This window comes from Corynebacterium tuingiense, assembly GCF_046718165.1.
In the GTDB taxonomy this organism is placed as follows: Bacteria; Actinomycetota; Actinomycetes; order Mycobacteriales; family Mycobacteriaceae; genus Corynebacterium.
Window position 1 is genome coordinate 926,301 of sequence record NZ_CP177101.1, and the last position, 14,527, is coordinate 940,827.

Annotated in this window: 16 protein-coding genes; 9 read left to right on the forward strand and 7 right to left on the reverse strand. The window is 61.3% G+C overall.

All coding sequences use genetic code 11. From position 1 onward, the window contains the following. Positions 1–10 precede the first annotated feature (10 nt). Complete coding sequence (locus ACLI1T_RS04455) at positions 11–667, reverse strand: GPP34 family phosphoprotein (protein WP_411703133.1); 657 nt, start codon at positions 665–667, stop codon at positions 11–13. Positions 668–756: 89 nt separating this feature from the next. Between ACLI1T_RS04455 and ACLI1T_RS04460 the strand changes: the two genes are divergently transcribed. The 7 genes from ACLI1T_RS04460 to ACLI1T_RS04490 are packed head-to-tail and all read left to right on the forward strand — an operon-like array spanning position 757 to position 6,513. Beyond that, the gene (locus ACLI1T_RS04460; RefSeq protein WP_411703134.1) at positions 757–2,376 is read left to right on the forward strand and encodes an ABC transporter family substrate-binding protein; all 1,620 of its coding nucleotides are present in this window, start codon (positions 757–759) and stop codon (positions 2,374–2,376) included. After that, positions 2,366–3,235: a PIG-L family deacetylase gene (locus ACLI1T_RS04465; protein WP_411703135.1), complete on the forward strand. Its 870-nt coding sequence runs from the start codon at positions 2,366–2,368 to the stop codon at positions 3,233–3,235. The genes ACLI1T_RS04460 and ACLI1T_RS04465 overlap by 11 nt, the downstream gene beginning before the upstream one ends. Next, positions 3,235–3,612: a hypothetical protein gene (locus tag ACLI1T_RS04470; protein WP_023026247.1), complete on the forward strand. Its 378-nt coding sequence runs from the start codon at positions 3,235–3,237 to the stop codon at positions 3,610–3,612. Before ACLI1T_RS04465 ends, ACLI1T_RS04470 begins: the two co-directional genes overlap by 1 nt. A 54-nt stretch (positions 3,613–3,666) precedes the next feature. After that, the gene (fdxA, locus tag ACLI1T_RS04475; protein ID WP_023017724.1) at positions 3,667–3,990 is read left to right on the forward strand and encodes a ferredoxin; all 324 of its coding nucleotides are present in this window, start codon (positions 3,667–3,669) and stop codon (positions 3,988–3,990) included. Between the two features lie 3 nt (positions 3,991–3,993). After that, on the forward strand, positions 3,994–5,082 hold the full coding sequence (gene dapC, locus ACLI1T_RS04480) for a succinyldiaminopimelate transaminase (protein ID WP_411703136.1): 1,089 nt from the start codon (positions 3,994–3,996) through the stop codon (positions 5,080–5,082). 52 nt (positions 5,083–5,134) lie between these two features. Then, positions 5,135–5,923 (forward strand): pseudouridine synthase, encoded by a 789-nt coding sequence (locus ACLI1T_RS04485; RefSeq protein ID WP_411703288.1) that lies wholly within the window; start codon positions 5,135–5,137, stop codon positions 5,921–5,923. A 29-nt stretch (positions 5,924–5,952) separates the two neighbouring features. Next, positions 5,953–6,513, forward strand: coding sequence for a GtrA family protein (locus tag ACLI1T_RS04490; protein WP_284831538.1), 561 nt, complete (start codon positions 5,953–5,955; stop codon positions 6,511–6,513). A 295-nt stretch (positions 6,514–6,808) separates the two neighbouring features. On the opposite strand, the gene ACLI1T_RS04495 is transcribed toward ACLI1T_RS04490, so the two are convergent. From ACLI1T_RS04495 to ACLI1T_RS04520, 6 genes are all read right to left on the reverse strand, one after another. Then, entirely contained in the window at positions 6,809–7,288 is a 480-nt protein-coding gene (locus tag ACLI1T_RS04495) for a transcriptional regulator (protein ID WP_411703137.1), read from the reverse strand. Continuing rightward, positions 7,281–7,490, reverse strand: a complete 210-nt coding sequence (locus ACLI1T_RS04500) for a helix-turn-helix transcriptional regulator (protein ID WP_411703138.1) — start codon at positions 7,488–7,490, stop codon at positions 7,281–7,283. The genes ACLI1T_RS04495 and ACLI1T_RS04500 overlap by 8 nt, the downstream gene beginning before the upstream one ends. A 65-nt stretch (positions 7,491–7,555) precedes the next feature. Beyond that, a complete protein-coding gene (locus ACLI1T_RS04505; RefSeq protein ID WP_411703139.1) occupies positions 7,556–8,401 on the reverse strand; it encodes a DUF559 domain-containing protein in 846 nt (281 codons plus the stop codon). A gap of 393 nt (positions 8,402–8,794) precedes the next feature. Further along, positions 8,795–10,126 carry an amino acid permease gene (locus tag ACLI1T_RS04510; RefSeq protein WP_411703289.1) on the reverse strand — a complete coding sequence of 444 codons (1,332 nt, stop codon included), beginning with the start codon at positions 10,124–10,126 and terminating at the stop codon, positions 8,795–8,797. 99 nt (positions 10,127–10,225) lie between these two features. Further along, positions 10,226–11,197: a 2,3,4,5-tetrahydropyridine-2,6-dicarboxylate N-succinyltransferase gene (dapD, locus tag ACLI1T_RS04515; protein ID WP_411703140.1), complete on the reverse strand. Its 972-nt coding sequence runs from the start codon at positions 11,195–11,197 to the stop codon at positions 10,226–10,228. Positions 11,198–11,214: 17 nt separating this feature from the next. Then, entirely contained in the window at positions 11,215–12,573 is a 1,359-nt protein-coding gene (locus ACLI1T_RS04520) for an amino acid permease (RefSeq protein WP_411703141.1), read from the reverse strand. Between the two features lie 88 nt (positions 12,574–12,661). Between ACLI1T_RS04520 and dapE the strand changes: the two genes are divergently transcribed. Both dapE and ACLI1T_RS04530 read left to right on the forward strand, forming a co-directional pair. Continuing rightward, complete coding sequence (dapE, locus tag ACLI1T_RS04525) at positions 12,662–13,750, forward strand: succinyl-diaminopimelate desuccinylase (RefSeq protein WP_411703142.1); 1,089 nt, start codon at positions 12,662–12,664, stop codon at positions 13,748–13,750. A 2-nt stretch (positions 13,751–13,752) separates the two neighbouring features. Beyond that, positions 13,753–14,517, forward strand: a complete 765-nt coding sequence (locus ACLI1T_RS04530; protein ID WP_411703143.1) for a TIGR00730 family Rossman fold protein — start codon at positions 13,753–13,755, stop codon at positions 14,515–14,517. Positions 14,518–14,527 lie beyond the last annotated feature (10 nt).

Here is a 14,527-nt window from a genome sequence, read left to right on the forward strand (position 1 = left end):
CTGCCTCGGTCTAAGTGGTGGCTGCGGTTGATGCCGCAGCCGCCGCGATAATCGCCGTCGTCTCCTGCAGTATGGTTTTTACCGCAGAGGCGGCGGCATCGTCGTAATCCACCTGTTGTTTTAATTCTTTGATGCGGTTGCGCATCTCTCGGCGTTTCATTTCGGGCGCGTCCTCCTTGAGCAGGGGATAGGCCCCTTTAACCTCGCGGAGAATATCCAAGATAATCATGTCTTTGACGCTTGGGTTTTGGGTGCCATCAAGCACCGCGGCGAGCCTCTCGCGCACCTCATCTTCTAGCGCCGTGTCCGTCATGATGTAGCGGTCGCCACCCAGCTGCCACCACGCGGCATCCTCAATCTCCAATTGGCCGTGGTCCCTAAAATCCTGGGCAATCTTCTCGCGCGGGGAGAACCACCTCGCCTGCAGTAGCGTCTTGACCGAGCTGGTCCGGCGCTCGTGCAGGCCATCCCACGCCCAAGCAAGCACTGGGTGCTCTGGCTTTTTATCCGTGGCGTGCACCTTATTCTTTGCACTTATGCCAACCGCGTCATGCATGAGTAAATCGCTAAAAAGGCCGGCGCTCAAGGCGGTCTCGTTATTGGTCACTGCCTCCTTTTTACCGTTGTCCTTGGTCAGCAGGAGGAACATTTCTTGGCAGATAAGCATGGTGGGGTAATCCCTTCAACAGTGATTTTGTCCGAGTTTAGCGCGCAGAATCTTCGTGTGGCGGGAAGAAGGTACTAAAGTAGTCCGCGATGAAAAATAGTCTCAAGGCTCGTGCACTTGCTGCCACTGCCGCCATCGGCCTCGCGTTTGTCAGCGGGTGTTCGGCCAATCCTGGCCCACCGCCGGTGGTAGAAGATTCGGACGACCAGGAATCTACCGTCCAAGAAACGGAATCAACCACGGCCGCGACGGACGATGGTCCGCCGCGCGCGGAGGAAGACGAGTCGCGGCCCACCATTTCCATCGGCGTCGATCCCCTGCGTGCTGGGCTCAACCCACACCTGGTGGCCAATAATTCCGAGCTCGTGGATCAGATCGCCGAGCTGGTCTTGCCCTCGACGTTCCACTGGGGCCGCATGGATACGGACGTTTTGGAATCTGCCACGGAGGTCACCGCGCCGGAGGGCGTAGCCCAGCGGGTGCGCTACGTCATCGCCACTCCCGCGCAGTGGTCCGATGGCACCCCGATTTCCGGGGCGGATTTCAACTACCTGTGGAAGAAGATGACCACCACCGCAGGCGTCAAGGACCCGGCCGGCTACCGCGCCATTTCCGCGGTGACCACCTCCGATGGCGGGCGCGTGGTCACGGTGGATTTTGCAGAGCGGGTTAAAGATTGGAAGCAGCTATTCAACCAGCTCCTGCCCTCGCATCTGTTGCAAAATTCCGATTTTGACTCGGCGCTGGCCAATGACATCCCCGCCTCCGCCGGCCGTTTCTCGGTCGATAGCGTGGACCGCAGCCGCGGGGTTATCACCCTCAACCGCAATGACCGCTTCTGGGGCGCCGACCCCGCCCACATCGACGTCGTCCAGCTGCGCGAGGTGCGCGATAGCACCCAGGCGCTGAATATGCTGCGCTCTGGTCAGATTGGGTTCGCGGACTTTACCCCGGATCAAACCTCACAGGAAGCGCTCGGCCTGCTGGGGCACGTGAGCGATAAGACGGTTACCCGCCCGCGCCAGCTGCGCTTGCACATGTCCACCGAGCAGGGTGCGTTAGAGGATGCGGCTGCGCGGCGCGGTCTGGCCTCGCTTATCGATACCGGGCAGGTTGCCCGGCTCGCCACCGGCCGCGCCTCTAACCTGAAGGCCGGGCATAATCCGGTCTCCGGGGAGGCAAACCTGACGGCGCTGCGCGAGCGCGCCAGTAAGAAGCCCATCCGCTTTGCCGTCGATCCGACCAGCCCCACGGCCTTGGCTGCGGCAAATACGCTTTATGATGTCCTCGAGGCCCACGGCATCCCCGCCGAGGTCACCACCGATAGACTTACCACCATTACCTCTAAGCTGCTTCCTGAAGGCAAGGTGGATGCGGTGGTGACCTGGGAGGATACCACCTTAACCTCGCTCTCTGCGGCGAGTATCTTCAATTGCGCCGAAGACCAGCCGCTCGCCGGGGACCTCTCCGGATTCTGCCCCGACAACGCCGCCGAGACGCGCATGGACATTCTCTCCGGAAAAATCAGCCCCTCAACCGCGCTGGGCCGAATCCGCGAGATCAATGCCCAGGACGTGTTGTACGTCCCGCTCTTAGATGAAACGCGTGTGCACGCGCTAGGGGAGGGTATTGTAGGCCCCGGCCAAAGTATTGATGATTGGGATAAAGGGCTGGTCACAGCGCCGGTTTGGAGGAAAGATGAGGACTAAGGACTTGGCGGGCTACCGCGTTGTTGCAGTGCACGCGCACCCTGATGATGAGACGCTTTTTACCGGCGGCACCCTTGCCACCCTGGCCGCGCGAGGTGCGCAGGTCACGGTCATCACCCTTACCCTTGGCGAGGACGGCGAGGTCATCGGAGCGCCTTATCAAGGCCTGGCCGAGCACCACCAGCTCGGTGGCTTCCGTGCCCGCGAATTGGCCTGTGCCCTCTCCGCCCTAGGAGTAGAAGGCATACAGCTGGGCGGATTCGGCCACTTCCACGATTCCGGCATGGTGGGTTCTCCTTCTCATGACAACCCCCGCGCGCTGGTCAATCGCCTGGATGAGGCCGTAGACCTGCTCCGCGCGGAATTAGATGTACTCAAGCCGCACGCCATATTGACCTATGGGCCAGACGGCGGCTATAACCACCCAGACCACGTTGCGGTGCATAGGGTGGTGGAAAAGGCGGCATCGGCAAGCACGCGCATCTGGTGGGCCATTTTTGACCGCGCCGCTAATTACGCTGGCCTAGAGACCCTCGACGCGCCCGCGGGCTGGCGCAAACCTGATGCCGCGTACCTAGATAATTTCACCACCGCCGGCGCGGATCTGACCTTCGCGCTTGACGATGCCGCCCTCCACGCCAAACGCGCCGCCATGCGCGCCCACGCCACGCAAATCTGGCTGGCCGATGGCAGCACCACCGCCACCAACCCCGAGGCCGCCGTGGCCGCCGTCCACGACCCAGCAGCGGTGCCCGGGGCCTACTGCCTGTCCAATAGATTGCTCATGCCCTTGCTGCGTGCCGAATACTTCCAACTCGGCAGGGGCGAGCCCGCAACCGACCTCCTAGGGGATCTGTAATGCGCACTGATTTTAGCCGCGGCGAGCAGGTCACAGGCCTTATCTGGCTTTCCCTCGGCGCCCTGCTATCGCTGTTTTTAGAGGTCATTTACCTCACCGCACGGATCCCGCTGGCTGATGGTGCGAGCATAGCGTTTCCCATCACCATCCTCATCGCCGCCGCATTCAATGTGGTGCTAACCCGCACCGCGCGGCTGTGGAGTGATCGTACTTACATCGCGGCCATCCCCACCATCGTCTGGGGCCTGGGATTTTTCGCGCTTATGCTGCTGGTTCCAATTACCGGTGATGTCATCGTGGGCAATAATATTCTCAGCTTGCTCCTGCTTTTGGCCGGAATCGGCGGCGGCGTTTGGCCTTTCCTAAAGCAGAAGTGACATACTATATTTCATCCCCAAACCCATGAAATCAGGAAGATTCAAGGATTCTCCATGACTTATACAATCGCTCAACCTTGCGTTGATGTAATGGACCGCGGCTGTGTTGAGGAATGCCCCGTCGATTGCATTTACGAAGGCAAGCGCATGCTCTACATCCACCCAGATGAGTGCGTGGACTGTGGCGCGTGCGAGCCCGCATGCCCGGTAGAAGCCATCTTCTACGAGGATGACGTTCCCGATGAGTGGATCGATTACAACGATGCCAACGCAGCATTCTTCGATGACTTGGGCTCTCCCGGTGGAGCGGCAGCCCTCGGCCCGCAAGATTTCGACGCGTCAATGGTAGCCGCGCTGCCCCCACAGAATCAGGAGTAAATCATGGCCCGCACACCGCTAGGACAATCGCTTCCGGATTTTCCCTGGAACTCGCTGGCTGGCGCCAAAAAGAAGGCCCAGGCGCATCCAGATGGAATCGTTGACCTTTCGGTGGGCAACCCCGTAGATCCGGTCGCCCCCGGCGTGCAGCTGGCGCTGTCCTCTGCCGCCGAGGCCCCCGGCTACCCGCAAACGCAGGGCACGCCCGAGCTGCGCGAAGCCATCGCCTCCGCCCTCCGGCGCCGCTACCATATGGACGTGGATCGCGTCCTGCCCGTAGTGGGCACGAAGGAGGCCATCGCGTGGCTGCCCACCCTGTTGGGCATGCGCGGCGAGACCGTCGCCTTTCCCTCGGTGGCCTATCCCACCTACGAGGTCGGCGCCCTCCTCGCTGGGGCTACGCCACTGCGCGCCGACGACGACTTTCAGGACGCCTCCCTGGTATTCATCAACTCCCCGTCCAATCCCACTGGCCGCGTTGCCGGGGTAGAGGAGCTGCGCCGCATCGTGGCTTGGGCCCGCTCGACGGGCGCCATCATCGCCTCCGATGAGTGCTACATGGGCTTGGGCTGGAACGATGACAACCCGCCGGTATCCATCCTGGATCCGCGCGTGACCGACGGCGATAATACCGGCCTCATTGCCATGCATTCGCTGTCCAAGTCCGCGAATATGGCCTCCTACCGCGCCGGATTCTTCGCCGGCGATAACGACCTCATTGCGGAGCTCTTGGAGTTGCGCAAGCACGCCGGGCTCATCGTGCCCGGTCCGATTCAGGCGGCGATGGTTGCCGCGCTTGACGATGACCCCACCGAAGCCCTCCAGTGCCAGCGCTACGCCGCGCGCCGCGCCGAATTAATGCAGGCGCTTATCAAGGCTGGCTTTACCATCGACCACTCCGATGCCGGCCTGTACCTCTGGGCCACCCGCGGTGAAGACTGCCGCGAGACCATCGACTGGTTGGCTTCCTTGGGCATCCTCGCCGCACCTGGCGATTTTTATGGCCCCTCGGGTGCACAACACGTGCGCATTGGCTTAAACGGCACCGACGAGCGGGTGCGCGCCGCCGTCGATCGCCTCGCTAGTGCCTAACTCGCCTCGCGCGTTTCGCCCGCCTGCGCGGGAGGGGATTTCTCCCCGCAAGGTGGTCCTGCGCGAACGCGTTCCGCTAGAAGGCGAATACTGGGCCGCCCGCGCGGGCGATTCGCCCTTTCCGGAGGGAACGCTCCTTCCCGCGGGTGCGGCTCTTCCCCGGCCGGTTCCCGCGTGGTATCACCTCTCCGTTCCGCCGGAGGAGCCGATTCCCTTTGACTACTGCGTAGTCCACGCGGATGAAGACATCATCGTTGCCGATAAACCGCACTTTCTTCCCACCACCACGAATGGCCGCTTGCAGCGCGAGACTCTGCAAACCCGCCTGCGCGTGGACTTCGGCGAAGACGATATCGTGCCGCTCCACCGCCTCGATCGCCTCACCGCCGGCCTCGTCATCTGCTCGCGCAATCCCGCCACCCGGGCCGCCTACCAGCGCATTTTCCTGGAGGGGAGCGCGGTGAAGAGGTATAGGGGCATCGTCAAGCAGCCGCTTTTCCTTGATGAGGAAATCCAGCTGCCCATGTACAAGCCGCGGGGCGGCAGGCAGGTGCGCGTGGCTGATGATGGCACGCCTACCTCGACGTATGTTCGCGCTGCCGGGCGAGAGGTGACCATGTGGCCGCGGGCTGGGCATACGCACCAGCTGCGGGTGCTGCTGAATCATCTTGGGCATCCGCTTATTGGTGATAACACCTATCCCAAGCCGCGCCCGCTCGACCTCTACGACTTTTCCCGCCCGCTTTACTTGCTGCATGAAACTATATCTTTTATAGATCCTTCATCACATTCGGAGCGTCAGTTTTTCAGTTCGCGGGGCTTAGGAACTACAATCAGGTAATTACTAATCTCCGGCAAGAAAGGCGGCCCATGGCAGACCTCAGCGTTGCGCGCTTTGCGTCCAGTTTTGGGCAATTCCTCAAGTTCGGTCTTGTCGGCGGCTCTGGCACCGCGGTCAACCTTTTCGTGTATTTTCTTGCGCAGAAGCTTTTTGGTGCGGCGGATATCTTTGCCGAGGATCCCTTCATGAACCTCTTTGGTTCTGCATTCCACATCCGCTGGTACCACGTCTTTGCCACCATTTCTTTCCTCGTAGCCAATACCTGGAACTACCAGCTCAACCGCATGTGGACCTTCCGTACCGTATCCAAGGTTTCCTGGATTCGCGGTTTCTTCCCGTTCCTTTTGGCGGGAATCGGGGCGTTTATCGTCAGCCAGGTCATCCTGACGCTGCTCATGAACCCCAATTCGCCCGTGGGCCTGCCAACCGATGTCTTCGATAACTCCACCGGATTGCGCACCAAGTCCTATTGGGCGCAGGCCATTTCCATCGTTGTCGCCATGCCCATCAACTTCATCATCAACAAGCTCTGGACGTTCCGCTCCAAGCCGAATAAACCAGTCGTCGTTGACGAGGTCGCGCCGGTCTAACGGCCCCCGGCCGCGCCTCACCCCCGCCACGCCTCACCGCCCCCGTGCCTCCGCCGCCCTTCGCGCTCACCAGCGCCGGCCGCGGGGCTCTTTTCTGTCTGCCGGTGAGTGCGAGGGAGGGGCATCGGCAAGCGCGGCACCCTTCGCGCTCACGGTGAGTACTGTCCGAGGCATTTGTAGGCTTCCCGTGAGCGCTAGGGGAGGCTCGACCCCTCGCGCTCACCAGGAGTAGAAAACGCGTGGCACCCACCGTCCGCGGTGAGCGCGAAGGGTGGGTGTGGCAAGTGGGGAGGCGCTAGTCCTCGAGCTCGGCGTCGAGGCGGGACTGATCGCGGCGATGCTGTGTACGGCGGAGGACGGGGGCGAGAAGGATGGCGGTGATCGCCCCGATAATGCTCCCGATGAGGTAGGGCGTAGGGTTGCTGCCCTCAGGTGAGTAGGCGTGATAAGAAATGCCGGCGAAGGCGATGAACATGGGGATGAGATAGAGAACTGTCGCAGCCCAGTTGGAGCGGATATTTGGGGTCGCGATGTGCTTGCGCATCCACGCCGAGCCAAGGGATGTGCCGACGATGGAGGGGACGATGGCGAGGAGGGCGAGGAGGCTGAGCCGGCCGGGGAGCGACCATGCGAGGATAGCGGCGACGATTAATTCGAGGAAGGCGATAGGGCTGAGCGCGATGGCCGAGGACTTGGTGATGATATCGCGCTCGAACTCGTCGCTGGAGGCGCGCTCGATTTGTTGAAGGGAAAAGTTGGCGATGGCGTTAATCATGTTGTTCAGCTCCAAAGATTTCTTCGACGGTTTTATCTAATTCATGGCAGATGTCCAGTGCGAGGTGCACGGACGGGGAGTAGTTGCCGCGTTCGATATTTGCGATGGTTTGTCGGGAGACGCCGACGCGTTGAGCCAGTTCGCCTTGTGACCATTCGCGCCAGCGCCGCCATTTGCGGACCATATTGGGATGTTCTGCCACTTAATCACCTCCATTGCCGTGTTTACATGACTAAATGTAAAGGAAAGTTGACACAATGGCAAGGGTTATATACATAAATGCCACTCCCAGTACGGCTGCGTTGCCGAATAAGGCAGCTGTGGTTTGCGGTTTTTCAGCAGCTCAAGGGTGGCTTTGATAAGGAGAATGACTTGATCGAAGTGATGTGTGACGTCATCGGCAGTAAAACGCAAAACCGTGTACCCGTGGGCGGTCGCGGCGTTTTGCTTGGTGCGGTCAGCCTGAAATGCCTGGCTGTGGCTGTGATAAGTCCAGCCGTCAATCTCCACGATGAGCTTGCCAATCAATAGATCAAACCGGTACCCACACACGCGAGCGTTGTGGACGGGGAAAATGCCTTCGGCGCGCAGGGCGCGGCTGACCTTTCGCTCCGGAGGGCTATCCGCACCGATGGGAGAGTTGCGAATCGCTTCCTTCAGCTGCCGCGGCACTCGCCCCATCCGCTTACGGTCTCTTTCCAACCGGCCGCGGCCTTTATCGCCGCTATACACGTTCTCCAACAGCGGTCTGCACGCCTGTGCGCTTCTCCGTGCCGCCCATAACGCTTGCACCACTGGAAGCCCTTCAACGAAGCAGGTTGCCCGCAGCCGGGAGTGTGACACGCGAAAATTCTTGCCTCGCAGCGTGCGCGGTCCTTCCGCCTCCAGCGGAAAGGTCAGCGGCCGACCAAGATGAATCTCCTGCGCAGTCTTGCCCGTGAAATAAATGCGGCTAAGCCCGTGCGCGAGCGCCTTGGCCACGGCCAGCGGCGTCCACTCATCGGTATAAATCCCCCGATGCACGCGGTACAGTTTACCCGCGCGTATCCGCCTTCGAATCGCGTCCTTGCCCAGCCCCTGTTTGCGCAATTGCGCGGTAGTCCATGCCCCCATAGCTTCAACCTAAAGAGCCGGGTACACCCCGTCCAGACGATCATGGCCGGCCTGTGGATAACTGGGCTTTGGGGCGGGACTACGGCGGTCTCATTCCGTGGCCCTGTGGATAAACTCTTCCGAGCCTCCCTTCGCGCTCACCGTTGGCTATGAAATTGCGCCTTAATGGCCGCTGGTGAGCGCGAGGGGAGGGTGCCGACAACCAACGCGTCCTTGGCGCTCACCGTGCGCGCTATCCGATGCCCGATCCACCTCACCGTGACCGCGAAGAGCGGCCCACACCCCGCCGCGCTCACGGGGAGGCGAAAACATAGCCCCTGCCCAGCGCTGGTGAGCGCGAAGGGTGGGGGTGGCGGCACGTGGCGTGCTCAGGAGGGAGGCTAAGACGGGAGGCTAGGTCACGGGCAGGGTAGAGGTTGGGTCGATGCCGCGAGCCTTGGAATTGAGCACGCCCGCGATGGCGAGTACCGCGAACATGGCGGCGGCGGAGAGGAGTTGGGTGCGGGCGGTGGCATCGGTAAGCATGAGCACGGCGATGGCCGCGAAGAGGGCAAGCGCGAACCAGGTCAGGTAAGGAAAAGCCCACATGCGGATGGGTAGGGGGTGCAAGGCCTCGAGCTGGCGGCGCAGGCGTAATTGGCTCACGGCAATAAAGACCCACACGATGAGGAGGGAAGCACCGGCGGCATTGAGCATGAAGCTAAGCAACCAGCCGGTATCGGCATAGTTCAAGACCACCATAAGCGCGGATAGGGCCACGGAAAGGGCGATGGCGGTGGTGGGCACACCGTCGTTGTTGGTAGCGGTGAATATGCGTGGCGCCTCGCCGCGGGAAGCCAGCGAGTGCATCATGCGCGAGGAAGCGAAGATTTGCGCGTTGAAGGCAGAAAGCAACGCGAGGACGATGACGACCTCCATAATGCCGGCCGCACCTGGGATACCGGCGCGGTCGAGGACCATGGTAAACGGTGATTCCGCGGCGGTGGAGGCGGCGTCCAAGCTGGAATAGGGCAGGAGGAAGGTGATGACGAGAACGGAGCCCAGGTAGAACACGGAAATGCGCAAGATGGTGGAGCGCACGGCGTTGACCAAGGACTTCTCGGGATCTTCGGATTCGGCGGAAGCGATGGCGACGACCTCAATGCCGCCGAAGGCAAAGGCTACGGCCAGCAGGCCAGCTGCTACACCGCCCCAGCCATTGGGCATGAAACCGTCTGCCAGAAAAATGGAGGTGCCTATATAACTATGGCCAGGAAGCAGCCCAAAGATGAGGAGGACGCCGATAATGAGGAAGGCGACGATGACGACGACCTTGATGAGTGCGAACCAGTACTCGAACTCGCCGAAGTTGCGCACGCGCAATAAATTAATGAGGCCGAAGATGGCCACGCAGATGGCGGCGGGAATCCACGGCGCAACGTTAAACCACGAGCCGATAAAACCTGCGGCACCGGTGATTTCGGCGCCCAAGACTGCGACGGTGGCGCACCAATAAATCCACCCCTGGGTAAAGCCCGCCCAGCGGCCGATGCCGTGCTCGGCGTATTCGGAAAAAGAGCCGGAGGCGGGGATGACCGTTCCCATCTCTCCGAGCATTTGCATCACGAGGATGGCGAGGAAGCCGGCGATCGCGTAGGCGATAAGGACCGCTGGGCCGGCGGCGGAGATGCCGACACCTGTGCCGAGGAAGAGCCCCGCGCCGATGGTGGAGCCAAGCCCCATCATGGTCAGGTGGCGGACCTTCAGGCCAGAACCGAGGGGAGAAGAATTATTAGACACCTCTCCATGGTATTTCTCGGTTCTGGGGCGCCGAGATTAGGGGTGCTAATTCTTATGCAGGTCCTCATTGAGGGCGACGGCCTCGGAATTCCACTCCACGGCTTCGACGGCACCGGAGACGGAATTGCGGCGCAGCAGCAGGCCAGAGGCGCCAGAAAGCTGGGAGCCCTTGACGGCCTCGCCATCGTTGACACCCAGCGCCTCGGCCACCTTGCCGAATACGGCGACCTTGGTGCCGGCGGTGACGTAGAGGCCGGCTTCGACGACGGCGTCATCGCCAAGCGAAATGCCGATGCCGGAGTTGGCGCCGAGTAGGCAGCGCTCGCCGATGGAAATAACTTCCTTGCCGCCGCCGGACAGGGTACCCATGATGGAGGCACCGCCGCCGATATCGGAGCCATCGCCCACGACGACGCCCGCGGAAATGCGGCCCTCGACCATGGATGCGCCCAAGGTGCCGGCGTTGAAGTTTACAAAACCTTCGTGCATGACCGTGGTGCCCTCGGCCAAGTGGGCGCCCAAGCGCACGCGGTCTGCGTCGCCGATGCGCACGCCGGAGGGTACGACGTAGTCCACCATGCGGGGGAACTTATCCACGGAGTACACCACAACGGGGCCGCGGGAGGCGAGGCGGCCGCGCACCATCTGGAAATCAGAGACGGCGCAGGGGCCGTAGTTGGTCCAGACCACGTTGTTGAGGTGGCGGAAGATACCGTCCATGTTGAGCCCGTGGGGCTTGACCTCACGGTGGGACAGCAGGTGGAGGCGCAGGTAGGCGTCGTAGGTATCGGCGGGAGCCTCGTCGAGGTCCGCGATGGTGGTTTCTACCGCCACGCGGGCCACGCCGCGTTCCTCGTCGGGGCCGACGAGCGCGGAGAACTGCTGCGGCGTTTCCTCCAGACGCGTCGTGCCGGTGGTGTCTACTGGCTTATCGGTATGAACTGCTGGGAACCAAACGTCCAAGACGGTGCCGTCGTGGGTAATGGTTGCCAGGCCACGTGCGGATGCAGAAGTCATGGTGGCTAGCTTAGCAATTACTGCCGGACTTGTTGGCGCTTGCCCGCGGGTACCACGAAAGACAAGGCGACGAGGGCGGCGAAGAGAATAATAACGGCGATCACTTGGTTGCGGGCAGAGGGATCAAAGAGCATAAATATCGTTAGCCCGGCTAGTGCGGCGGCGGTGATCCACGGCAGCCACGGGTAGGCGGGGACGCGGATCTCGGTAAGCTCGCCATTCGCCTTGAGCTGCGGGTGCAGCTTGATGTAGGAGGCCACGATGAAGGCCCAGACCACCAAGAGGCAGCCGCCGACGGCATTAAAGAGGAAGGCAATCAGTCCCGGCGGGTTCCAAAACTGCAGGCCCACCGAGGCGAAGGCGAAGATCATGGACAAAATAACGGCATTGATGGGGGAGCCGGAGTTATTGGTCTTGAGGAAGAACTTTGGCGCGCAGTGGTCCTTGGCCATATCAAAGACTAGGCGAGAGGTGGCGTAGATCTGCGCGTTGAAGGCGGACAGGAGGGCCAGCGCGATGATGGCCTCCATGAAGCCGGCGGCGAAAGGAATCTTGGCGGCCTCGAGTACCAAGGTGAACGGTGAATTGGCGGCGGCGTCGGCATCTTGGATCTGGCTAAACGGCAGGGCCATGGTGATAACCACGATGGAGCCGATGTAGAAGATCATGATGCGCACGATGATGGCGCGCACCGCAGTCGCCACGTTGCGGGCTGGGTCTTCGGACTCGGCGGCGGCGATGGTCACCAGCTCGATTCCACCGAAGGCGAAGGCCACGGCCAGCAGGCCGGCGGCGAAGCCCGGCATGCCATTGGGCAGGAAGTTCTCGGTGAAGTTGGTTCCGGCCCGGGAGAGATCCATGCCAGGCAGGATACCCAGTGCCATGAGGATGCCTATGGCGAGGAAGGCGATGATGACGGCGACCTTGATGATGGCAAACCAGAACTCGAATTCACCAAAACCGCGCACGGCGGCGAAATTCACTATGGCGAAGAAGGCCACCGCGATAAGCGCGGGAATCCACGGTGCAATATCGAACCAATTGCCGATGATTGCTGCGGCACCGGTGATTTCCGCGCCCATGACCATGATGAGCATGAACCAGTAGATCCAGCCCATCGTAAAGCGCGCCCAGTGGCCGAAGGCCTGGCCGGCGTAGGTGGAAAAGGAACCCAGCGAGGGACGTGCCGCGGCTATTTCCCCGAGCATCCACATGATGAGCGCGATGAGGATGCCGGCGACGGCATAAGAGATGAGCACCGAGGTGCCGGAGATTTGGATTCCCAATCCGACGCCCAAGAAGAGACCGGCACCCACCGCGGAGCCAAGGCCCATCATGGTGAGGTGTCGCGATTTCAATTGTGTGGCTTCGGCCATAATTACCACCTTGTGAGAGGTTATTTTTTGCAGTGAAGTGAACATTACACAATGCAACGGATCCAGTGGGGCGCTACCATGGCGGCTTGTGACTTTAGATCTATATGCCGACCCCATTGAAGTGACCAAGGCGCTCGTCGATATCCCAAGCCCCTCCCACCACGAGGAGGCCATCGCGGATGCGGTGGAAGAAGCCTTGCGTGGTCTAGACGTGGAGGTTGCCCGCTTTGGCAATACCGTGTGCGCGCGCACGAACCGCGGGATGGATTCCCGCGTGGTTCTTGCAGGCCACATCGATACCGTTCCATTGGCAGATAACGTACCGCATCACATGGACACCGCCGAAGATGGTGCCGAGATCATGTTCGGCTGCGGCACCGTGGACATGAAATCCGGCATGGCCGTATACCTCAACGCGTTTGCTCACCTGCATGAATCGGAAGAGCTCCAGCATGACCTGACCGTCATCGCCTATGAGGGCGAAGAGGTATCCACTGAATTTAATGGGCTGGGCCACTTGCAAAAGGATCATCCCGAGTGGTTGCAGGGCGATTTTGCGCTCCTCGGCGAGCCCTCCGGCGCTATGGTCGAGGCCGGCTGCCAGGGTACGATTCGCCTGCGCGTGACGGCGCATGGCACCCGCGCGCACTCGGCCCGCGCCTGGCTGGGCTCCAACGCCGCGCACAAGCTCGCCCCCGTCATGACGCGCATTGCGGACTACGAGCCGCGCGAGGTCACCATCGATGGCTGCACTTACCGCGAGGGCCTGAACATCGTTCACCTGGAGGCTGGCGTGGCCACCAATACCTTGCCGGACGAGGCCTGGATGTTCGTCAACTTCCGCTTCGCCCCAGACCGCAGCACGGAGGAGGCGTTGGAGTACATGAAGGGGGTCATCGGCAAGCATGAGGATGTCACCATAGAGATCGACGACACCGCTGGTGCCGCCCTGCCTGGCTTGGGGCAGCCTGCGGCACGTGCGCTTGTCGATGCCGTCGGTGGCAACGTCCGCGCCAAGTTCGGCTGGACCGATGTCTCGCGCTTTGCTGAGATGGGCATTCCTGCCGTGAATTTCGGTGCCGGTGACCCGGGCTTTGCGCATAAGAAGGACGAGCAGGTGCCCACGGCGCAGATCACTGAAGTTTCCACCGCACTGCTTAATTACTTGAAGGGATAAAAATGACCCCTGACCAAATGCGTACCCTGCGCGGCCCGCTCTTGCTGCGCAGCGAAGGAGAACAAGGCTCCACCTTTGACCAGCGCCTGCTGGAATCCGGCGCGGACCACGAATGGCAACACGCCGACCCGTGGCGCGTGCTGCGCATCCAAGGAGAATTCGTGGCCGGCTTCGATGCGCTGGCCAAACTGCCTAAAGCCGTAACGGTCTTTGGTTCCGCGCGCACCAAGCCTGAGGATGCGAGCTATCAGATGGCCGAAGAACTCGGCCGCAAGCTTGCCGAATGCGCCTACGCCGTCATTACCGGCGGCGGCCCCGGCATCATGGAGGCGGCAAATAAGGGCGCGCACGAGGGCGATGGCCTCTCGGTGGGACTCGGCATCGAATTGCCGCACGAGCAGGGCCTCAACGAGTACGTGGACTTGGGCCTGAACTTCCGCTACTTCTTTGCCCGCAAGACCATGTTCTTGAAGTACTCCCAGGCCTTCGTCTGCCTGCCCGGCGGCATGGGCACCATGGATGAGTTCTTCGAGGTCCTTTGCATGGTCCAAACCGGTAAGGTCACCAACTATCCCATCGTGCTCATGGGTACCGAGTACTGGTCTGGCCTGCTGGAGTGGATAAAAAATACCCTCGCCGCCGGCGGGTATATCAACGAAGACGACCAAGAGCTTTTCCTGCTTACCGATGACCCCGATGAGGCCGTCGCCCACATCATCGACCGCCACAAGGTCATGAGCGATAAGCGCATTAGGGAGCCGCGTTGAGCCTCGCGCG